Here is a 21925-nt window from a genome sequence, read left to right on the forward strand (position 1 = left end):
AAAGTCGATCTATCGGCGATCGATTCGCGAAACTTGGAAGATCGACCTTCTGACGCTATCGGCGACGCAGGCGGGAACGTCGAGGGCCGCAGGACGCCTCCAGGCGACGGAATCGGTCTGACCGAAATCCGCGAGGAGGCTCGTTCGTTAAGGCGGCTGACGTGGTACGCGTGTGACCGTTGGCGTCAAAACTGAAGCAGCGGATTATTCAAAGCGTCAAGGGGGATGTCAATATAAATTTTTCGCGGGGGCTGGAATTTCCCTTGGCTTTAAAACGTTGTGGATACGTAACTTCCGAGCATCCCCCCAAATCTTGCTCCGCCCGACCGGGTGGGCGCCTCGGCATTGACAACCTCTGCGTTCCGAACTCGACCTGCTCCGCGTCCAGCGCCGCGTGGCAGCGCAGGAAGACCACGTAAGGGGGGCGAAGCTGCCGTTTGCGTTTCTGTCGCGCTTCGGCCCGTACAATGGGTCGGTTCGCCTCCCGCTCCCTCGATTCCGGTCCCTGCGCAACGATGAACTTCTGGCGTCAAAAGACATTCGCGATCCGGGCGCCCCGCCGCGGGTTCCATCTGATCACCCGGGAGGTTCTCGCCGCGGCGGAGGATCTCGACCGGGTCGAGGTCGGGTTCCTGCAACTCTTCCTGCAGCACACGTCCGCCAGTCTGACGATCAACGAGAACGCCGACCCCGACGTCGGTCAGGATCTGGAAGCCTCCTTCGACGCCATCGCGCCCGAGTCGTTCCCTTACGTCCATACGGTCGAAGGGCCGGACGATATGCCCGCCCATGTGAAGTCGTCGCTGCTCGGCTGCCAGTTGCTGATCCCGATCTCGCGCGGACGCCTGGCGCTCGGAACGTGGCAGGGGATCTGCCTGTGCGAGCACCGCGACCGCCCCACGCAGCGCTCGATCGTGCTCACGATCTTCGGCCAGGAGAAGGTCGGCAAGGAGCAGGGCGGCAGCCGCGAGGGTCAGCGATGATCCGTCGCGTTTTCTCGGCTGCGCGCCTCGGCGTCCGCTCGCTTCTGCCGATGCTGTTCGCCCTCTTGGCAACTCTGCCGGCGACTCTCGCCTGGGCTCATCCGATCTCGCTCGTGCAGGCGGACGTCTTCGTCGCGCGCGAGCGGATGACGGCCAAGTTCGAAGTCTTCATGGAGGATCTCTACTTCTTCCAGGGCGTCGAACCGGATGCCGAGAATCGCTTCGCCGCGGTCGATCTGGAACGGGCCGCCGAGGCCCATGCGCAGTTCCTCGCCGAGCGCTTCGTCATCCTGCGAACCGACGGAACGGCGTACGTCGCGACCTCCGCGAAACGCGTCTCGGGCCAGATCCCGGCAGAGGGCGTCGCGATAGGCGACCTGATGAAGACGTCGCTCGTCTACGAACTCGAATACGGCGTCGACGCGCCGCCCGAGTTTCTGACGTTCGAGCAGCGGTTCGTGGGCGAGGCGTTCCGCGTGCCGTCGAACGTCGCGCTTCGCGTCTGGCAGGAGGGAGGAACCGATCCGATCGCCGTGCAGACGCTCTCGCCGCGAAAGCCCTTCTCGCTGCGGCTCGACTGGTCCGCGCCGGCGCCCGCGGCGACCGCCTCCGTCGAGGCGTGGGACGAATGGATGGAGAGTCGCCGGCAGTCGACGCTCGGCATCACCAGCTACTCTTCGACCTACGCGTTTCTCTACATCGAACCGGCGGAGGTGCGGCTCGAAATCCTCTTCCCGCTCCTGTCGCTGGAGGACGACGCTTGGCAGGCCCCGCGTTCCGATCTCGAGCGCCTGACCCCCGAAGAGCAGACCGCCGCGCGGGACCTCGTGATCGAGCGCCTGGCGGGCAGGATCCCGATGACGGTCGACGGAGAACTGCGGGAACCGGTCGTCGATCGCGTCGACTTCTACGGCATCGACTTCTCCGACTTCGCGATGCAGGCGCCGCAGTCGACCGTCGGCGCGGCGAGCGCCCGCGTCGGGATCATCCTGCGGTATCCGTGCGATCGCCTGCCGCGGACGGTCGAGCTCGGCTGGAAGCTCTTCCTGCGCGATCTGCACGCCGTCGAGGCGGTCGTCTTCGCGCCGGACGACTCCTTCGACGTCGAGTTCAGCTCCGTCGATCCGGAGCAGGTCTACCGCTGGGAGAATCCCGCCCCCGAGCAGGCGGACCTGGGAGCGCCCGAGCGAGTCGCCGCCCCCCCGATGCCGTCGACGGGAAAGTGGACGACCGTCATGATCGCGGGAGGAGCGCTCGTCGCCCTGGGACTGTTCGCGGGAAGAACCCTTCGCCGACGAAGCGTTCCGCTCGGTCTCGCGGCCGGCGTCGCGCTCGCCGCGGCAGGCGTCGGCCTGTTCGCCTGGGGGTACGCCAGCGGCCGGGCGGAGACGCTCCGCGCCCGGCCCGCTCCCGAGGAAGCGCTGGCGATCGCGCGACAGTTGCAGCTTCAGATCTACGACGCGTTTCGCCTGCCCGACGAGGATTCGCGGTACGAGCGCCTCGACGCGTCGCTCTCGGGCGACCTGGTCCGCGAGGCCTATCTCGAGATCTCCGATCGCCTGCGAATGCAGGAGCAGGGCGGGGCGCTGCTGCGAATCGACGAAGTGACGCCCATCGAGGGTCGCATTCTGTCGCCGACCGGCAAGTCGGACGATCCGCGCGCTTTCGTTGCCGAGGGCCGCTGGACCGTCTCGGGTCGCGTCGAGCACTGGGGGCACATCCATACCAGGACCAACGCCTACGACGGGCAGTTGCTCGTCGAGCCGGTGGACGGGTACTGGAAGATCGCCCGGCTCGACCTACTCTCCGACGAACGGATCGAATCGAACACGACGCTGCGCGAGTTCTGAACCTCTCCCTACTTCCCATTCTCCGCGCAGCCGCGATGTCCGACTTTTCTAACGACGCTTCCAACGAACATTCGCGAGCCGGGACGCCGCTCGATTCCGACGCGGAGCGTCTGGCGGCGATCGTCGTCGATCACGGATCGCGACGGGCGGAGAGCAACGACGCGCTGCTGGACGTGGTCGCGAGGTTCCGCGAATCGAGCTCGATTCAGATCGTCGAGCCGGCGCACATGGAACTGGCCGAGCCGTCGATCGAGACCGCCTTCGGTCGGTGCGTCGAGCAGGGAGCGACGCTGATCGTCGTGCATCCCTTCTTTCTGCTTCCGGGTCGTCACTGGCGCCACGACATTCCGCGGCTGGCAGCCGAGGCCGCGGCGAAGCGTCCGGGCGTGCGGTTTCTGGTCACGGCGCCGCTGGGGCTGAACGCGGGGATGGGCCGTATCATGCAGGAGCAGATCGACCGCTGCCTGGCTCATGCCGCCGGTCAGCAGGAGGCATGCGACCTCTGCCGCGACTCAGGCGCGTGCGCCTGGCGCGCGGGCGGGTGAGTTTCGTTTCGAGAAGACGCTTCGTCGCGACATAGCGAACTCATTCCGCGTACCACGGCTGCCTTGTCCAGCCGTGGTACGCGCTCTTCCAAGTTCGGCACGGCTGGACAAGCGAGCCTTGGTACGCCGGACGATCAAGCCGGCTCACAAAGCGATGTGAAAGACCTCGTACCCGATCCCCTTGCCGTTCGTCGAAGAGAAGACCTTCGGGAAAGGGAGCGGGGGGTTCACGAACGATTTCTCCCGGACCAGGAACTCGTACCCGTACTTGCGACGCAGGCGCCAGGCGTCGTCCGCCGTCAGCGGGCGGAGATAGCCGTCGGGCCCGACCGGATAGAGGTCCTGCATCCGCCGCTTCCATTCAAGCAGCGACGCCGCGTCCTGCGGGACGTTCTTGAAGTTCGCCAGTTCCGCCCGCTGAGCCTCCCACAGGAACGTCTGCTGGCGCCGGGGCGTGAGGAACTTGGCCTCCGGATAGGCGGCTGCATGGCGTTGCAGGAACCGGCAGGTCTCCTTCCAGTCCTGCGTTCGCGCGACGGGAAGCGACTGCCGGTCGGCGCCGCTGCGGGGATCCTGCATCCGGTCGACCGTCAGCCAGCCGAGATGCCCGGCGACGCACAGCAGCAGCGCCGTCGCGATGGCGTTCCGCGGCAGGCTCCGCGTCTGTCGATCGAACAGTCGCGCCGCTAGCAGCGCCGCGGCGAGCGGAACGTAAGCGTCGGCCATGCGGAACCAGTAGAACCGCAGCAGGCTGGCGGACGCCGCTCGGTCGACCCGCGCGTAGGCGTCGATCGCCGCTCCGAACGTGCACAGGATCAGGCTGCCGATCGCCAGCAGCAGGATCGGGCGCATCGCGACGTCGCGACGGTTCAGCGCCGCCAGCAGTCCGACGCCGAGCGCGAGGACCCCGAACAGGAGCGTTCTTTCCGGCGCGAAGGCCGCGAACGACAGATGATGCGCGAGCCGCTCGAAGACGTAGATCTCGTTCGCCCGGGCGAGCGCGTCGGCGCTCACTCCCTGCGACAGCGCCAGCGCGGGCAGGACGCCGAACGCGGCGAGCGTCCCCCCCAGCAGCATCCCGGGGAGCGCCTTCCTGAGCAGCGGACGCCGCGACGGATCGATCAGGGTCGCGGCCAGCACGAGCAGCGTCGTCCAGCCGCCGACCAGCACATGGAACGCCGTCGCTCCGCCGAGCGCGATCAGGCAGCGGTTCGGGCGGCGTGAGATCCACTCCGCGATGCCCCAAAGGGCGAGACCGTAGGCGACGGACTTTCCTTCCGCCCCTCCGACGACCCACTCGCCCGACTGATGCAGCCAGAACGTCGCGGCCAGGAACGCTCCGCAGCCGAGCAGACTGGCCGGCAGCGACAACGTCGTCGCGCGTGCAAGGCGGGTCCAGCCTGCCGCGAAGACCAGCCAGCAGATCGAGCGGGAGATCCACGCCGCCGTCGACAGCGGGAGCCAAGCGGCGATCAGGCCGAAGGTCGCGAAGAAGGCGAGGTGCGCATCCTTCGTCGCGAGAAAGAAGTCGGGCCCGCAGAAGGCCGGGTCATAGAACCGGCGGGCCTTGCAGAGATAGTGGGCCTCGTTGACGCCGGGAGGCGGATCGCCGCCGTGCATGAAGCAGAGGGCGAACACGATCGCGACTTCGATCGCCGTACGCGAAGTCAGCGCCCCGCGAACTCGCCCGGCGAGACTCAGCGGCGGCATCCGTTCGTCGCCTGGGAGTCGCGCTTCGCCGGTCACAGCGATTCCGTATCAAGTAGAGCGCCTGTCGCGCAGCTTTAGCGGCTGGTTCGCCGAATACGCCCTGACCCCGAGCGCCGTGAGCGCTACAGATCCGTGCCGTACGCACTAGCGCGAAACCCGGGCGATCGTCGCCAGTCTTCCGCCTCGATCCGCCCTCCCGACCGATGTCGAGAGGAGCCAGGCGAAATGTCTTACGGCGCGGGTGTCGCTTCGGCGGGAGCCTCGCCGGCCGGAGCCGCTTCAGCCGGGGCTTCGCCAGCCGCCGGAGCAGCAGGATCGACGCCTTCCGCGGCATCGCCATCGCCGGCAGGGCCGGCTCCCGGTCCGCGAGCGCCAGGTCCGCGAGCTCCGGGACCACGAGCGCCAGCGCCGTTCGGGCCGGCGGCGCCAGGTCCGCGGGCTCCCGGACCGCGTCCGCCCGGACCGCGAGCTCCACCCGCAGCGGGACCGGCGGCGGGATCAGCATCCGGATCGGTCGCGGCATCCCCGGCTGGTTCGGTCTCCGCAGGCGTTCCCGCGGTCGCCTCTGCCGTTTCAGCAGGATCCGCCGGCGGCGTGACGCCGAGCGACGTCTGCATCGCCGCCGATCGGGCCGTCAGGCCTTCGATCAGTTGCACGATCGTCAGCTCGGGATCCTGCATCGAATCGATCACTTCGTCGAGTTCGTCGTCGAGCGTCTTGAGCAGTTCCTGATCCTCCGGCTTGGTCGTCACCTTGGAGAGGCCGGCGGGAACCCGCGGATCGCGACCGCGAAGAGCCCGCTGGGTGTCGATGAAGTACGCCTTCAGCCGTCGACGCGAGTTTTCCAGGACGTAGTCGCGTTCGTCGGCGAGCGGTCCGCGCGGAGGCTTGGGCGGCTTGGTCGGGTCGATCATCCCCGATCCCGGATAGCCGCCGTACTCGCCCGACATTTCCATACCGGCGCCAGGGTAGCCCGAGCCCATCATCTCCGAGCCGTAGCCGGCGCCGGCCGCTCCGCCCTGGATCGGCCTGGTGGCGAAATCGATGCGGTACTGCTTCTCCGCGTTGAGCGCTTCGATCTCGTGCAGCAGGAATCCGAACGACGCCTCGGCGAAGGATCGCATCAGCGTCGGAGCCTGGTCGGCGTACGACTCCGGAAGGTTCATTTCTCCGATCGCCGAGATCGCCGCCGCCTTCAGGAAGTCAGGCGCCGTCGGGTCGTCGATCACGGCGTCGAGCGCGGCGACCGTTTCGCCGTTCGCGCCGGGATTGCCGACGTAGGCGAGAATGTCGGTCGCGATCATCTTCAGGTAAGCGTGCGCGAGGGGCTTTCGCGTCTCGGGAGCGTCAGACTGCAGGAGCGCCATGCTCCGGTCGTAAATCTCCTTCTTGACCGCCGGATCCATCTTCTGGTCCGCGGGAAGCATGCGGTCGAGATCGACGTGCCGGCGTGCGCCCAGCAGGCAGGCTACCGTCAGGGCGTCGCTCACGTTCGGCTTCCGCCACTCTTCCATCATCGCCTGCAAAGCCGCAGGAAGCGGACGGGGCGGACGGGCCGAGGTCGCAGGCGACAGCACGGCCTCGGTCTGGTTCAGCTCGCCCAGGATCAGCATCGCGTTGTACCGGGCGCCAGGGTGGTAGTTCCCGGCGGCGATCTTCTTCATCTCTTCCAGCGCGACCCGCACCGCGAGCTGCCGGGCCGGTTCCGACTTGGCGTTCACCAGTTCCTTGAGGAAGTTCTCGCGTGTTTCGGCGATCTGGCCGAGCTTGTCGGCGTGCGTCATCTGCGGAAACACGAACGCCCGATACCAGCCCTCGAACTTCGCCTTGTTCGGATCGAGCGGCTCCGATCCCGACAGCATTCGCGAGACGAGGCCCTTCAGTTCGTTCTGCTGCTTCTTGTCGGCCGACAACGCCGGAGAAGCGGGGATCTGATCGTAGGCAGCGCCCTGGCCCCAGGCGACGCAACAGGCGCCTGCCCAGCCGGCGAGCAGGAAGAACGCCGCGGCGAGAATCGCGACGCGGGTCTTCGTCAGCGAGCGAGGGCCCGTCGCCGTCGCTACGAGCGACGACGCTGCGACGCGGGAACCGGGGGAGTCGAAAGCGGACTGTGCGCGAGCGCCTTCGAGACCGAAACGATGCATCGACGAGATCTCCTGGACAAGACGGTCGTTCAGGGGCGTGCCGACCTCCCGAACGCCCTGGGCGTGCCTTAGCCCCATTCTACCGCGCTGGTCGAGCGGACATCGCAGGAAAAAGATCGCCCGTCGCGGGAAAACGGACCCGAATCGGAGGATTTCGCTACTTTCCCGGCAAGCGTTCGTAGAATGCGCATGCATGGGACTGAGGCGAAATGCCCCGACCGGTCGGTCAGGCGCTTCCGTCCGATCGAATCCGCCCGCCGCCGCCCGCCTACTCTCGTAAATCTCGCTTGCGCATGACGGCCCTTTATCGCTCCGACCGCTTTCTTCGTCACCGCACGGGCAACCATCCCGAGCGACCGCAGCGGTTGCTCGCCGTGGAGGAGGGCCTCTCCCGGAGCGGCCTGTTGGAAAAGTGTCGCCTGGCGAAATGGGAGCCCGCGTCGATCGAAGCGGTGGGACTCTGCCACACCGTCGAGCATGTCGGCGACCTGAAGGAACGCTCGGCCTGTGGCGGAGGCGCCTACGACGCGGACACCATCCTGTGCGAAGAGTCCTACGACGTCGCGCTCTACGCGGCAGGCGCAGCCTGCGACGCGGTCGAGCGGGTGCTGCTGGGGAAGGACGCCAACGCCTTCTGCCTGGTCCGTCCGCCCGGTCATCATGCCGTCGCCGATCGGGCGATGGGTTTCTGCCTGTTCAATAACGTCGCCGTGGCGACGAAGCGGGCGCTCGAACTGGGGGTCGATCGGGCGCTGATCGTCGACTTCGACGTCCATCACGGCAACGGCACGCAGGATCTGTTTTACGAGGATCCGCGGGTCGGCTTTCTGTCCATCCATCGCTATCCGTTTTGGCCAGGCTCCGGGGCAGCCAGCGAAACGGGGGCGGGCGACGGCCTGGGGACGACGATGAACGTGCCCATGTCGCCCGACGTCACGCCGCGGGAGTACCTGCACGCGCTCGCCTCCTCGCTGGAGCATCTGGCGGGCAAACTGCGACCCGAGATCATCCTCGTCAGCGCCGGCTTCGACGCCCACCGGCACGACCCGATCGGCTCGCTAGGTCTCGACGCCGAAGATTTCGCCTGCATCACCACCCTGCTCGTGGAAGCGGCGCGATCCCACTGCGACGGGCGTCTCGTCAGCCTGCTCGAAGGAGGCTATCACGCCGCCGCGCTCTCCGAGTGCGTGCAGGTTCACCTCGCCGGCCTGATCGATGCGGCGGAAGAGTCGCAGGCGCTGTGATCTTCACCGCGAGTATCCGATCGCGGCGTAGCGAAACCGCATCCGCAGCTTTCCGACGAGCGGATCGCCGATGACGAGGATGCCGCGGTACGTCCCGCGCGGATCGCCCTCGGCGAACAAGCTCAGTCGCCCCTGCATGCTCGACGAGAAGCCTATCAGGCCGCTGAGATCATCAAGCTCTTCGAGCGTCAGCGCGCAGGGGCTAACCGTCCATCCTTTCGTCTCCGCCCAGCGCCTCGCCAGCGAGCGATTCTGAGCGCTTGAGACGGTCCAGCGGAGTAGCGCCGCCGCGCCGATCGTGAGGAAGGCCGTCGCGATCAGCGGCTCGGTCCATTCGGCCGACCGTGCCGAGAGATAGACGGCGAAGAGCCCGGCAGGAGCCGCGAGGCAGAGCAGCAGCGTGACGAGAAACGCCGCGCGGTCGATGGGAAGTCGCGGCAGATCGGGAAGCTCGTCCTCGATCAGGTTCCGTCGCGCGATCGAAGCGCCTTCGACCGGACCCCGCTGGTTGTCCTTCATGCCCCCCATCGTAGCGATCGGAGGCCATCGATCGAAATCGGGCGCTCCGCAAACGAAAAAAGCCCGAGCGACGCTGAGGTCGCTCGGGCCGTCTTCGGAGATATCGCGAAAGGCGATCTGAAGACGTGGGGGCTGTCCGACAGACAGCACGCCACTATCAGGCGGCGAAGCCCCCCTGGCATGAAGCGGCAAACGTCACCGATCACCTCCTTTCAGTTTCGAGAAGCCGAACTTCCCGGCATCAATGCCGTTAGAAGCCGAGAACGTCCGGTCAGAAACAAGTCCCTCACGCGGCGTAGCGTGAACCGACAATGAAATGATGCTCGGGCGAAACCTCCCGGGCAAGCGAGGTTCTCGAAATTTTCGCCCCGATTCCGAAGAATCCCGCGGCGTCGTTCCGAACCCCTGCGACCTGCGTCGCGACCGGTTCCGTCGAGCGAAGATCTAGATGCCCCGAGCGCGGCCGAGGTTCGCGCCTCCGGCGGACGACCGCTGCGCCCGTAAGCGCTGCATCGGCGGATGCAGGAAGGTAAGATGGCAGGGTCGGAACGCACCGGTCGCGGCTGCGTTCGACCGAGGTCTCTTCCCGCGCGACGAAGGTCGCGTCCTGCCGATTCTCCCGGAGTTCGATCGATGCTTCGCGTCGCCGCCCTGTCATTCGCCTGCCTCTGCTCGTTCGCCTTCGCGGGCCTGACCGCCCGCGCCGCGGAGGACGACAAGACGATCGCGCTTGCCGACGGCAAGGTGACGCTCGTCGCCCCCGAAGCGTGGGAGAAGAAGCAGCCGAAAACCAACATCGTCGAGTACGAATACCTCGCCCCCGCGGCGGAAGGCGATGCAGGCGGCGCCCGCGTGACCGTCATGGGCGCGGGCGGCGGGGTGAAGGCGAACGTCGACCGCTGGATCGGACAGTTCAGCCAGCCGGACGGCTCGGCCACCGCGGAAAAGACGTTCCAGGACAAATCGACCGTCGGCGACGCCGAAGTGATCGTGGTCGACATCTCCGGCACGTACAAGGATCAGTTGGGCCCCTTCGCCCCCGCGGTGTCGAAGGAGAACTACCGCATGATCGCCGGCATCGTCAGCACGAAGGAAAACGGCGACTACTTCATCAAGATGTACGGCCCCGCCAAGACGATCGAAGCCCAGGCCGAAGCCTTCAAGAAGATGATGAAGGACGTGAAGGTGAAGTGATCGCGCCCGGCGAACTCGCTTCGCCGCAGGCCGCGTTCTTGAGTTCGACGAAGCCGACGCTCTCCGCAGCGTCGGCTTTTTCGTTGCCGCCTGCGGAATCGGAGCGATCGAACCGAGGGTCCGCCCGCACAGGGCGCCGAATCGGGAAAGCTCGGCTATATTTACCGAGGGCGTCGTCCATTCCTTTGGACGCCTCCCGGCGGCCCGTTCGGCTGGTTCCGACGCCGCATGTCCGATGCGCCGCTGAGAGAGCGACATGATTCCGCAGCAGTTCTTCGACCACTACGGCATTCACCGCAACCCGTTTTCGGACGAGGACGCCCAGACCGACCCGGTCTTCAAGGACTACTGCATCGACAGCAACTTCCACCCCGCCTGGGACAAGGTCTTCGGCGATCCGCGGGAGCCGTCGACGTCGATCGTGTTCGGCGAAAAGGGCGCCGGAAAGACGGCGATGCGGATGCAGATCGTCCGCCGCCTGGAAGAGCACAACCAGAAGCGGCCCGACGCGCGCAGCTTCATCGTCCAGTACGACGACTTCAATCCGTTCCTGGAACAGTTCCGCACCCGCTTCCCGCAGCGCTGGAAGCCGGAGAAGGCGCTGGAGCGCTGGGGCCTGTGGGACCACATGGACAGCATCCTCTACCTGGCGACGACCGAGGCCGTCGATCAGGTGCTGGAGGCGAAGCACGTCAGCCGGGAATCGGGCTCGCGCATTCGCCCCGAGGCGCTGTCGGATCTCGATCGTTACCAGGCCCGCGACTTTCTCCTGCTCGCGGCCTGCTACGACCGGAGCACGGGCGAGACGCAGTACAAACGCTGGACGCGTCTGGCCGGCAAACTCGGCTACTCGCTCTGGCCGAGTTGGATTCCGACGATCGTCGGGGCCGTCTGGAGCGTCGCGGCGATCGTACTGGTCGTCATGGCCCTGTCGAACGGCTGGTTCGAGCCGCTGAAAGAATCGGTCTGGTACCTCATCTTCGGGATCCTCGGCATCGCGGCCTTCGTCGGGGCAGGGTGGATCTGGCAGGGGCTGATCTACTGGAAGGCCTGGCGGACGAGCCGCGCGCTGATGCGCAGCGTCCGCGTGGGCAAGTACGATCCGCCCGCGCTGCGTCGGATCTTCGCCTCCTTCCCGCAGTCGGAAATCCAGAAGCAGCCGCTGCCGGGCGCCGACCGGAACGACGATCGTTACGCGATGCTGGAAAAGCTTCAGAGCGTGTTCAAGACGCTCGGCTTCCCCGGCATCGTCGTGATCATGGACCGCGTCGACGAGCCCGAGATCGTCAACGGCAAGCCCGAGCGGATGAAGGCCCTGGTCTGGCCCCTGCTCGACAACAAGCTGCTCCGGCACGAAGGCCTGGGCGTGAAGATGATGCTCCCCAAGGAGCTGTCGCAGTTTCTCGAACGCGAGGACCGCGAGTTCTATCAGCGGGCCCGCCTCGACAAGCAGAACATGATCCCGTCGTTCTACTGGACCGGCGAAGCGCTGTACGACGTCGCAGACGCCCGGCTGAAGGCGTGCGCCTCCGACGGGACGCAGGTGACGCTGAAGGATCTGTTCGACGAACGGATGAGTCGCGAACGGCTGGTCGAGTCGCTCCGCAGCCTGCGCGTGCCGCGGCACATGTTCAAGTTTCTGTTCCGCATGCTGGAAACCCACTGCAAGCAGTACACCGCCGATCAGCCCCGCTGGAAGATCGCGCCCGAGACGTTCGAAAGCGAGCTGCGTCTCTTCGCCCGGGATCTGGATAACTACGATCGGGGGCTGGGGACGGGGTGATCCCGCAATCGGAAGATTCGCTCTTTCCCGAAGCGGCGAGCGGGGGGCGTCAGTCCCCCGAGGCAGAACGATTCGGCGGACCGAGCGAAGGCCGGCGTATGGACGGAGTCGATCCGATCGTCGAAGAGATTCGAGCCATACGAAGGGCGCTGGCCGCGAAGTTCGACAACGATCTGTCCGCCATCATGGCCGACATCCGTCGTCGCGAAGCCGCGGACGGTCGCACGTACGTAAGTCTGCCTCGCCGCCGGTTTCCGACGGAGGAGGAAGTCTGCCGGGCGAACGAAGACCCCGTTCGGGTTCCGTTCGATGAATCGACGACCGCGGAGTGAGCGATTCGGAGCAGACTGTCCGCGTCCCTACTCGTGCCGCAACGCTTCGATCGGATCCATGCGGGCGGCGCGGATGGCGGGGTAGAGACCGAAGACGACGCCGACCGCGACGGCGATGCCGAAGGCCAGCGGAATGCTCAGCGGAACCAGCACCGGGTTCACGATGCGGAACGTCTCGGGCAGGCTCTTGTAGAACTCCTCGTTCCAGTTCTGCACCAGCACGTCGCGAATGAACCAGACCACCCAGGGGCAGATCACGCCGATCAGGATGCCGGTCAGGCCGCCGACGACCGAGAGCAGCGTCGTCTCCACTAGGAACTGGTAGACGATGTCGAACCGCTTGGCGCCCAGGGCCCGGCGGATGCCGATCTCCCGCGTCCGCTCGGTCACCGTGGCGAGCATGATGTTCATGATCCCGATGCCGCCGACCAGCAGCGAAATCGCGGCGATCAGGCCCATGAACAGCATGAACATCAGCCGCGTCGCCTCGGCCTGACGCAGCAGCTCCAGCGGCACCGTAATGCCGACGTCCTCCATGTAGTCGTGGTTCTTGAGGATCGTCTTGACGAGATCCGCCGTCGGCTCCACCTCTTCCACGCTGCCGACCTTGAGCGTGATCTGCGAGAGTTGCAGGATCTCTCCTTCGCGGCTGCTCGACGTGCGGTACTGTACGAAGTCGCCGATGCGGGCCTGCAGCGTGGTCAGCGGAATGTAGATATCGCGGGAGAACTCCTGCGCCTCGAGCGATCCGCCGATGGCCGCCGTCCCTTCGCGATGCTTGCAGACGCCGACGACCTTGTAGAAGTCCTCGCCCTGCGAGACCTGCACGAGCTGCCCGATCGGGTTCTGTCCCGGGAACAGTTCTTCCGCCACGCGATCGGCCAGGACGCAGTAACTGGCCGTATCGTCGAGATCCTGCTGCGTGAGAAACCGTCCGCGATCCATTTGCAGGCCGAGCATCTCGTCGTACTCAGGCGAGCAGCCGACGAGGCGTCCGTCCATGCTCCAGCGTTCGTGAAAGAACGTGGCGCGCATCTCCCGCAGGCGGAGAGAACTCACCACCGTCGGGACGCTGTCGATCAGCATCTGGTAATCCGACCGCGTCAGCCCGTAGGGAACGGGCCCGCCGCCGGCGCTGTTCGTCTGCTTCTCGCGGGGCGGCTTGACCGACCTCACGATGATATTCGTGGCGCCGAGCCCCTGGATCTGACGCTGGGCCTCGATGCTGATTCCTTCGCCGATCGCCAGCAGCCAGATCACGCTCGCCACGCCGATGAAGATGCCCAGGATCGTCAGCAACGATCGCATCGGGTGGAGCGTGAGGCTCTTCAGGGCGAGCAGCCAGGTGCGAAACACGGCGAGCAGGGTCTCGGACGATCAGAACAGGAAAACGAACGAGCGCAGCAGCGGAAGAATCAACCGACCGCGGGCGGGGGAGGGGGAACGGCGACGATGCGGTTCTCGGTCGCGTGATCGAACTGCAGATTCCCGTCGCGCAGCCGCAGGACGCGTTTCGCATGCTGGGCGACGTCGTCTTCGTGCGTCACGAGGATCAGCGTGCGGCCTTCCTGGTTCAACTCTTCGAAGAGCGCCAGGATCTCCGCCGTCGTATGCGAATCGAGATTGCCCGTCGCTTCGTCGGCGAGCACGAACTGCGGATCGTTGACCAGCGACCTCGCGATGGCGACGCGCTGCTGCTGACCGCCGGAGAGTTGATTGGGTCGATGGCCCAGTCGCGAGCCCAGGCCGACGCGTTCCGCCAGTTCGCGGCAGCGCTCGCGCGTGTTGCGGTTGAGGCGTCCCAGATAGTGCAGCGGGACTTCGATGTTCTCCAGCACCGTGAGCTGCTGGATCAGGTTGTACGACTGGAAGATGATCCCGATGCGCGACGCCCTGACGGTGGAGAGTTCGTCATCGTTCATTCGGGAGACGTCGTCTCCGCCGAGCCAGTACCTGCCGGAAGAGGGCCGGTCGAGGCAGGCCAGCAGGTTCAGCAGCGTGCTCTTGCCCGAACCCGAGGGGCCCATGATCGCGATGTAGTCGCCCCGGGGGACCTCGAATGAGACGCCGCGAAGCGCGTGGACCGTCTCCCCCTTCAGAGCATAGACCTTGCTCAGTTCCTCGATGCGGACGGCGACATCCGGCGCCGCGGCCGGCGCGGTCTGTCCGGCGGAATCGGGTCGAGGCGGCGTGTAAGCCTTCGTTGCGCTCATGGCGGTGCGTACCCTTTCGGCTCAGCTTCCGACCGCCGCACTGCCGCCGGCAGGCGCGCCTGGTCCAGGACCGCCCGCGCCGGGAGGTCCGCCGCCGACTGCTCCTGGTCCGCCAGGGCCGCCCGCTCCCGGAGGTCCGCCCGTAGGCATGGCGCGAAGTTCGTCGGCGCTGACGGTTCCGTCGCCGTTCTTGTCGAGCGCCGTCAGTCGCGTGCGGAACTGTTCGGGAACGCTCGCCAGCTCTTCTTTCGAAAGCGAACCGTCGCCGTTCGTGTCCAGACGCTTCAGCATCTCGGCAGGGTTGTGTCCCCCACCGCCGGGGCTCCCTGCTCCCGGGCCGCCTGGACCGCCAGCTACTTGTCCGGGTGCGCCTGCGCCGGGTCCTCGACCTGCGGCGACCGTTCCGGCGGGAGCGCCGTCGGCGGGCGCCGATCCCGCGGCAGCGACGGGGCCGTCGTCATCGTCCTGGGCGAGCTCTTCCTCGGGCGCCAGCACCGGCAGTTCAAGGAACTCGTCGTAGCGACGCGGGTTGAGGACGACTTCCTCGCCCGGCTTCAGGTTGTCGGAGGCGACGACCATCTTCACGTCGTTGCTGGCGCTGACCTCGATCTCCCGCGTCTCCATCGAGTCGCCGTTGCGGACCAGGCAGTACCGCTTGCCGCCATGATCGGTCACCGCCTGGACGGGGATCTGCACCGCGTTCGGGATGCGTTTCACGACGATCTCGCAGGAAGCCGTGAGCCCCGCGCGGATCGGATTGGAATTGTCCTTCACCTCGACGATCGTCGCGTATTCCTTGGTGCTGCGCGACCAGCCGAGCGGTTCGTGGTAGGTGTTGACGTGATTCACTTCGCCCGCGATCTCCACGCCGCCCAGCGCCCGCAGCTGGATGGTGACCGGCATGCCCGCGTCGACGAGACCGACCTGCGATTCGTTGACCATCGACTTCACCTGCATGCGGTCCGGATCGGGAATCCGCAGGATGGTCTGTCCCTCGCGGACGAGGGCGCCTGCCGCGACGACGAATTCCGTGTTGCCGCGGAAGTCGTAATCGTTGGCGTAGACGATCTGCCCCTTGGAGGGCGTCTTGATCTCGCAATTGCGTATCTGCTCTTCGAGATCGCTGAGCTTCTTCAGTTCCAGGGCGTAGCTCTCCTCCTCGGCGCCCCACTGCGCCTTGGCGGTGGCGACGGCGCTGTCGAGCGTGATCCGCTGCTTCTCCTTGGTCAGATCGTCCAGCACGCGCAGCTTCAGTTCGGCGAGGTCGACTTCGTTCTGCGCCTTTTCGAGCGTGACGAGATCGCCTTCGAGCTGCAATTCCGTCACGAGACTCTTGGCCACCAGGTCGACGCCCGAGTCGTACGACAGCTTCGCCCGGCGGAGCTTTTCTTCGGCCAGGAACAACTCGTTCAGGATCAGCTTCCGCTCCTGCTCGTACGTCCCTTCCATGTATTCGCGTTTGGCCTCGATCGCCGCTTCGTAGGTGTTCTTGGCCTGCTCCTTCAGGGCGTGACTCGTATTGCAGGCGATCTTCTGCGTATCGCGTTCGACCTCCAGCGCGGAGGCGTCCAGCTTCACGACGACGTCCCCCTCCTCCACCAGCGTCGACTCCGGGATGACCCAGAGAATGGCCGTCCCGGAAGAGGCCGTGTTGCGGGAGGAGACGTGGCACTCGATTTCGACGTTGTTGGAACTTTCCGTCGTGCCTTCGGCCATGACGCTATGCACGAAGGGACCGACGGTCACCTCGCTGAAGATCGCGTCCTTGGGGATCACGGGCCCGGCGGTCGCATTGCGATACCAGAGCGTCCCCAGGACGCCGGCGATCGCCACGGCGACGACCAATACCAGGATCAGGCGCATCGCTCCGCGGCGTCCGGAAGGAAGTCGGTTGGAACGGGAGGGACTGGCGTTCATCGCGGCCTCTGCGAATCGTTCGGTCGGAACGCGAAACCGCGTTCGGCAGGAAGAGGCTTCTTCCGATCTCCGTCGCTGGATGCGGCGGGCCTGCTTCCCGGCATTCAATGCCCGCAGCAGGATCGACGGCGTCACTCGGACGAGCAGATCGGACGTGTCGGGCGGGAGATTTCGACGCGGAAGAAAACCCGCTTGGGGCGGACCCTCTTCCGACGAATCAGGAGGCAGGAATGCGGCGCAGGACAGGGATCCCCGCCCCTGCGCCATGCCGACTCATCGTATCCGCGAAATGACCGAAAGTCACGGCGTTTCTCGGCTTCCGACGATTCCGGACGCCATTCGGCGAAGCGCAGATCTCCCCCCTCCCGATTCAACCGTTAGCGCACGACAAAGTTACGGCGATTTTGCCCCGATGGGGAAGCGAACGGGCCACTCGGAAGCAGGGCGCCTCCAGCATCTCGTACTGATGCCGGTGGAAACGTTTGCGATAGCGCTCCGCAGGATCGCTTAGCGACTCCCTCCGATAGGGCCCATGCCGGATCAGGAAATGGTCCTCTTCATCGGACGTCGAGGACCAGCATTCGCCGGTCCAGCCGAACTTCCGCTCCAGCGAACACATCGTGAGGAAGAACAGGTCGAGTTCCGGCTCCGTCGGCAGACGCAGTCCGGCCCACTCGCAATACGCGACCGCGTCGTCGTAGGTCACGCCGAACAGGGGGATCTTCGGACTCTTGCCGAAGTTCAAGCGAAAGTTGACGAGCAGATAGCCGGGCTGGTTCTCCAGCCGATCGGCCATCGGAACGTGGCCGGTCGCCTGCATGAACTCTTCGAACTGTCCGATCGTCACCGCGGCTGCCGAGATCGCGAAGCGCTCGATCGGCGGATTCGCGTTCGCCGGAACCCGAGCATCCGGCAGCGTCAGCCAGTCGAAGGAGAGTCCGCCGGCCGCGCCTTCGATGCGCTCCCCCAGTTCGACCCGGTCGAGCTCAGGGAACTTGCGAGCCGCCGAATCGACCAGTCGGCGAACGGCCTTTCGCGTCAGCAGTTCGCCGATCGCTGCGACCCCGGCAGAGGTCGTCGCGCCCACGTCGAAATGACGCACGTCGCAGTCGGCACGCGGCTTCGCGGCGTTCTCTTCGAACCACGTCCTGACGTGCGCGGCCAGCGACTCCGGGTCAGCGAACTCCGTCGTCGGCACGAACCGCAGGTGCAGCGGCTCCCAGTCGACGAAGTCGAGTTCGACGATCGGTTTCGCCATGTCGGCGCTTTCCGCTCGGCGGGGAAGGGGACACGCAGCACAATAGAAGGAGTCGCTTCGCCAGGTTAATCGAGACGGAAAGGCGAGCCAATGAAGGACCTCCCGCCGGAGAAGCCCGCCGCCGAACGCTCAGGAGAGCCGCTCGGATCGTTCGACGTACCGGCGGCGAAGCCCCAGCCGTTCCAGCGAGACTACCGTTCCTACGGGTGCGCGGCGACGGTCGTGGTCGCGGTTGCCATCGTTCTCAGCCCTGTCGGCTGCTTCGCGTATGCCTGGTACGACCTGTCGCAACCACCGGGCGAGGTCCCGCCGGAGGAGTGGCCGTACTACCTGCACGTCAACCACGAGCGATGGCAGAAAGCGGGGCTCGACGTCGACGGCATGGAAGTCTTTGCAACCGACTCGATGTTCAACGATGCCGCCTACGCTCGACTGCGGTATACACCGGAAACATGGGAACATCTGAAGCGGCAGTACGCCGGCGGCGATTCGGAGACGATCGAATCGACCCGCGAAAGCTGGGAGCGAGTGCGACGCGAACTTCCTGAGTGGGCGCCCGATCTGAATCATCCAGGCGTCGAGCTTCTGCCCCTCTCGGGACGCAACGGAGATGAAGGCGAACATTCTCGCATCGCCTATGACCCCGGGCGTCGGATGATCTACATCGACTACTACTTCAACTTCTGAACGTAGCCCCCTACCGCCGCAGATTCCGCGGCGGATGAAGCTCGGTCGTGTGGGCGCCGTAACGAGAGTGCGGGTCGGGAACCGCAGCCTCGCGATACTCCTGTCCCCACAGTTGCTCGAACATCGACGCGTTCGCTGCGCTGGCGCCCGGGCCCGGCGCGTCTCCAGGCGCCGGCGGCGAGGGAAGACGCATCGGCCGGTTGGCGCCGCTACCGTTCGGCCCGACGCCGGGCGGCACGGGACCGTTGGGTCCCGCCGGCGGCAGCGTCTCGGCGGCATTCCGCCGTGACGGGTCGACCGCTTCCTCCGCATCGGGGCCGAGGTCCGTCGCCGGCTGACTGTTCGGCGGCAGCAGCAGAATGTCCGGCGGATCGGGCAGCGGACAATCGGGGTAGATCGGCACGGAGTACATGTTCTCCGGCGTGATCGGACCCGGATCGATCCAGAGACCGTCAGGCGTCAGCTCCATCGTCCCCAGGTCGAAGTCCAGCGACATCCTCAGCACTTCGTAATTCACCTTCACCGACAGGAAGTCGTCCAGCGAACGCTGCAAGTCGGCGAGCGCCTGGACGGCGTCGCGAGCCGCGGTCGGTCCGGTCAGGGTGTTGGTGATCCGCCGCCGCTGCTGCAGTAGTTCGTTCACGTCGATCTGTTCGATCGCGTTCAGCACGGCCTGCTTGCGGATCTCGTAGTTGATCTTGTTCGCCTCGATCGTGCGCAGCTCCGTACGCAGCGTCTGCGACACGCCGTCGACGTACTGGTAGTAGCTCCGCCTTGCCTGCTGGTACTCGATCAGCGACTGGCGGTAGGTGTTCCGCTCGCCGAGCCGGGTCAGCGGCGCGTCGAACTGGAAGCCCGCACGAATGCGGCCCGTGCTCTTGTTGAAGTTGATCGGGTTGTCCCCGACGTTCTGCACGTCGCCCTGCAGGACCAGGTCCAGGCCGGCCTGAAGCTGATCGGCGTTGAACCAGATCAGACGCCACGTATCGACCAGACTCGCCCGGGCGTTCATCCAGTCGCGTCGGTAAAACTGTGCGATCTCCAGCGCCGTGCGATCGTCGATCTCGATCTCCCGCAGGTCCGGCACCGTGGAGGTCATCTGCCGCGTCGCTTCGAGCGCTTCGCCGTTGACGGCGTCCCACCACAGGCGAACCGAACCCGAAAGGGGCGCCATCGCGACGTCGATTTCCCCGAACAGCGACTTCATCCGGTCGGGTCGCGACGTGTATTCGTCCATCAGTCCGCGGCGGTTCAGTTCGGCGTCGACGGCCTCCGAAACGGAGCGCCCCAGACGACCGAGTTCGGCCTGCGACTTCAGATAGAAGAGCGTCTCCTTTTCGACGTTCGCGTCGGTCAGACCCTCCCGCCAGTGGGGAACGCGTTCCCGGACGTCGGCCATGCTGGCGCGCAGCCGTTCGTAGACCTCCGGCTCGCGTTTCTCCAGACGTTCGGAGAGCGCGAGGAAGTCGAACGTCATCAGGCTTCCCAGTTCCAGATCGAGTTGCCGAACGTACGGCGCGATCGCCGCGGAGAGGTTGGCCGCGATCTGCTCGTCGGTCGCTTCGATGGCTTCGCGATCGGGCGCTCCTGCCGGGGCGGCAGGTTCCGCCAGTTCTTCCAGTACCGCGGGCGGCGCGGGCAGATCTCCGTCGATCGGCGGAACCGGCGCCGCCGGGTCGACGTTCTCAGGCGCGTCGTTCAAAGGCGCATCCGGCGCCGCCTCGCGACGCGCTCGCGCTCCGTACGCCGCGAAGAGCGCCTGCCGGGCCTGGTTGCGCAAGTTACGCGACGAGTCCCGCACGTCGCGGATCTCGGTCAGCCCGTCGGAAACCTGGCCCAGTTCGGGCAGGATCGAAACGTCCTGCAGATAGAACGGATCGAGCATCGGGTCTTCGATCTTCACGCAGAGCGAAGGGGGAAGACCGAGCGTCGTCTTGAAGCTGTCGAGCTGGTTCTGATACGAGACGACCGAGTTCAGGAGCTGACCTTCGGCTTCGAACACCGCCTGCTGCGCCTGCGAAACCTGGAGTTGCTCCTGAGCCAGACCGAGCACCACATCTTCGGCCTCTGCCGCGGGATCGGCGCCGATCTTGATTTCGCTGGCGTCGCGGAACTCCTTCAGTTCGTACAGATTGACTCGCAGCCGGGCGAGGTTGGCTTCGAGATTGCGGATCTCCTGCTGCTGCTGCAGCAGTCCGAGATACCCGCCTGCGGACGCGGCGCCCGCTCCTCCGCCGCCTGCGAGACCGCCGCCTCCTCCGCCGCCGCCGAGATTGCCGAAGCCGCCGCCTACGCCGGAGAAGCCTGAGAGACCGGCTCCGCCGAAGACGCCGCCGAGACGACTGGGTGCGCTGCCCGAGTCGCGACCGGTGACGATCTCGACGTAGAAGCCCCGGCGAAAGCGCTCCATCTGCCGGACGTTGCCCAGCAGCGTGCGCTCGGCCAGGGTGAGGCGTTCCAGCACGCGTTCGCGCCCGCCGTTCTTCAGCAGGGGCTGGATCAGCGAGAAGTCGAGGACCGTAAACGCCGACTGCGTATCAGGCCCGGAGAACTCCCACATCAGCGAGTTGGCGAGCCCGACGACCAGCGTACCGCCGGCGGCGAACTGCTTCTGCATCGAGAACGGGCGCTGGCCGGTGGAGTAGGCGTTGACCGCCAGCGTGCTGGACGACTCGCCGTTCGCCCCCTGTCGCAGCGGGCCGTCGGACGTGAAGAAGGTCTCCACGCCGGCGTAGAACTGCGAGTCGAACAGAAACCGTTCGAAGCTCACGTCGAGCGCGGACAGGTACAAATCTTCCAGGGCTTCCTGGTAGTCCGGCGAATGGAGCAGCGCCAGCTCGACGGACTTGTCCGCCGTGAGCACGACGCACCCTTCCTCGTCCGTCGGCAGACAGGCGAGCCAGTACGGATTCTCGACGACGCGCGACTGGCCCCAGTCGTTCCAGTGGGGGTAGCCCTTCTTCCCGTCCACCTCATTCATGTACATGTGAGCGAAGGGATCGTCCGGCGGAAGGGGCGGATGATCGGGATCGAACGGGTCGAACATGCGCGACCGGGGACTGATCGCGATCGAGCTCTTCACCAGCGGAAAGTGCGGACTGATCTTCTTCTCGGCGGTCAGATAGGCCGCATCGGCGTCCGCCTGTTCGCGGTAGTACGCCCGTCCGCAGCCGCCTGCCAGCGTCATCGCGATGCAGAGCCCTGACAGCGCCGGACGAACGGCGTGGCGCAGCGCACGAAACGCCAGTCGGAGCGTTCGCGAGGTGGCGCGGCTCGTCGAGGCGGAGCCCTCGGCCGAAGAGGCGCCGGCTCTGCAGAAAATCTTCATCGATCTAGCCACGTTCGGACTCGTTCCGACGGCGGTCGAGTCGGCGCGCGGACCTCTGGCGCCGTTACTCGATAGGCTTCGACGTTCCGGCGGCGCCGACTTTAGCGATCATGCCGACGGACGAGATTCTCCGGATTTTGCCGAACGCTCCTTCGGAGACTGGCGCTCCGGGGTCAAGAGAAGCGACGAATCACAAGGTCCGCGCGTCGCCTCGCAGG

Annotated in this window: 16 protein-coding genes; 8 read left to right on the forward strand and 8 right to left on the reverse strand. The window is 66.0% G+C overall.

The annotated features are described in order from the left end of the window. The first annotated feature begins 515 nt into the window (after positions 1 to 515). Genes SH602x_RS08990 through SH602x_RS09000 form a run of 3 tightly spaced genes read left to right on the forward strand, consistent with a single transcriptional unit; the run spans position 516 to position 3378 of the window. Positions 516 to 983, forward strand: a complete 468-nt coding sequence (locus tag SH602x_RS08990; RefSeq protein WP_479476466.1) for a secondary thiamine-phosphate synthase enzyme YjbQ — start codon at positions 516 to 518, stop codon at positions 981 to 983. Further along, positions 980 to 2833 (forward strand): hypothetical protein, encoded by a 1854-nt coding sequence (locus SH602x_RS08995; RefSeq protein ID WP_479476467.1) that lies wholly within the window; start codon positions 980 to 982, stop codon positions 2831 to 2833. Before SH602x_RS08990 ends, SH602x_RS08995 begins: the two co-directional genes overlap by 4 nt. Before the next feature lie 35 nt (positions 2834 to 2868). Beyond that, the gene (locus SH602x_RS09000) at positions 2869 to 3378 is read left to right on the forward strand and encodes a CbiX/SirB N-terminal domain-containing protein (RefSeq protein ID WP_479476468.1); all 510 of its coding nucleotides are present in this window, start codon (positions 2869 to 2871) and stop codon (positions 3376 to 3378) included. A 144-nt stretch (positions 3379 to 3522) separates the two neighbouring features. Here the strand turns inward: SH602x_RS09000 and SH602x_RS09005 are convergent, their stop codons facing one another. After that, the gene (locus SH602x_RS09005) at positions 3523 to 5088 is read right to left on the reverse strand and encodes a DUF6798 domain-containing protein (RefSeq protein WP_479476469.1); all 1566 of its coding nucleotides are present in this window, start codon (positions 5086 to 5088) and stop codon (positions 3523 to 3525) included. A 230-nt stretch (positions 5089 to 5318) separates the two neighbouring features. Next, a complete protein-coding gene (locus SH602x_RS09010; protein ID WP_479476470.1) occupies positions 5319 to 7232 on the reverse strand; it encodes a hypothetical protein in 1914 nt (637 codons plus the stop codon). A 293-nt stretch (positions 7233 to 7525) separates the two neighbouring features. On the opposite strand from SH602x_RS09010, the gene SH602x_RS09015 reads away from it, so the two are divergent. Beyond that, on the forward strand, positions 7526 to 8476 hold the full coding sequence (locus tag SH602x_RS09015) for a histone deacetylase family protein (RefSeq protein ID WP_479476471.1): 951 nt from the start codon (positions 7526 to 7528) through the stop codon (positions 8474 to 8476). Between the two features lie 3 nt (positions 8477 to 8479). Here the strand turns inward: SH602x_RS09015 and SH602x_RS09020 are convergent, their stop codons facing one another. Continuing rightward, complete coding sequence (locus SH602x_RS09020) at positions 8480 to 8995, reverse strand: hypothetical protein (RefSeq protein WP_479476472.1); 516 nt, start codon at positions 8993 to 8995, stop codon at positions 8480 to 8482. 633 nt (positions 8996 to 9628) lie between these two features. Between SH602x_RS09020 and SH602x_RS09025 the strand changes: the two genes are divergently transcribed. The 3 genes from SH602x_RS09025 to SH602x_RS09035 all read left to right on the forward strand — a co-directional run bounded on the left by SH602x_RS09025 (position 9629) and on the right by SH602x_RS09035 (position 12304). Further along, entirely contained in the window at positions 9629 to 10189 is a 561-nt protein-coding gene (locus SH602x_RS09025) for a gluconolactonase (RefSeq protein ID WP_479476473.1), read from the forward strand. A gap of 256 nt (positions 10190 to 10445) precedes the next feature. Beyond that, a complete protein-coding gene (locus SH602x_RS09030; protein ID WP_479476474.1) occupies positions 10446 to 11972 on the forward strand; it encodes a hypothetical protein in 1527 nt (508 codons plus the stop codon). Positions 11973 to 12070: 98 nt separating this feature from the next. Then, on the forward strand, positions 12071 to 12304 hold the full coding sequence (locus tag SH602x_RS09035) for a hypothetical protein (RefSeq protein WP_479469081.1): 234 nt from the start codon (positions 12071 to 12073) through the stop codon (positions 12302 to 12304). Between the two features lie 27 nt (positions 12305 to 12331). On the opposite strand, the gene SH602x_RS09040 is transcribed toward SH602x_RS09035, so the two are convergent. The 4 genes from SH602x_RS09040 to SH602x_RS09055 all read right to left on the reverse strand — a co-directional run bounded on the left by SH602x_RS09040 (position 12332) and on the right by SH602x_RS09055 (position 17692). Next, positions 12332 to 13660, reverse strand: coding sequence for an ABC transporter permease (locus SH602x_RS09040; protein ID WP_479476475.1), 1329 nt, complete (start codon positions 13658 to 13660; stop codon positions 12332 to 12334). A 59-nt stretch (positions 13661 to 13719) separates the two neighbouring features. Beyond that, the gene (locus tag SH602x_RS09045; protein ID WP_479476476.1) at positions 13720 to 14517 is read right to left on the reverse strand and encodes an ABC transporter ATP-binding protein; all 798 of its coding nucleotides are present in this window, start codon (positions 14515 to 14517) and stop codon (positions 13720 to 13722) included. A gap of 21 nt (positions 14518 to 14538) precedes the next feature. Continuing rightward, a complete protein-coding gene (locus tag SH602x_RS09050; protein ID WP_479476477.1) occupies positions 14539 to 16434 on the reverse strand; it encodes an efflux RND transporter periplasmic adaptor subunit in 1896 nt (631 codons plus the stop codon). Between the two features lie 370 nt (positions 16435 to 16804). Then, a complete protein-coding gene (locus tag SH602x_RS09055; protein WP_479476478.1) occupies positions 16805 to 17692 on the reverse strand; it encodes an SUMF1/EgtB/PvdO family nonheme iron enzyme in 888 nt (295 codons plus the stop codon). A 90-nt stretch (positions 17693 to 17782) separates the two neighbouring features. On the opposite strand from SH602x_RS09055, the gene SH602x_RS09060 reads away from it, so the two are divergent. Beyond that, positions 17783 to 18379, forward strand: coding sequence for a hypothetical protein (locus tag SH602x_RS09060; protein ID WP_479476479.1), 597 nt, complete (start codon positions 17783 to 17785; stop codon positions 18377 to 18379). Between the two features lie 10 nt (positions 18380 to 18389). On the opposite strand, the gene SH602x_RS09065 is transcribed toward SH602x_RS09060, so the two are convergent. Continuing rightward, a complete protein-coding gene (locus SH602x_RS09065; RefSeq protein WP_479476480.1) occupies positions 18390 to 21707 on the reverse strand; it encodes a TolC family protein in 3318 nt (1105 codons plus the stop codon). Between the last annotated feature and the right edge of the window lie 218 nt (positions 21708 to 21925).

The organism is Lignipirellula cremea (assembly GCF_056501455.1).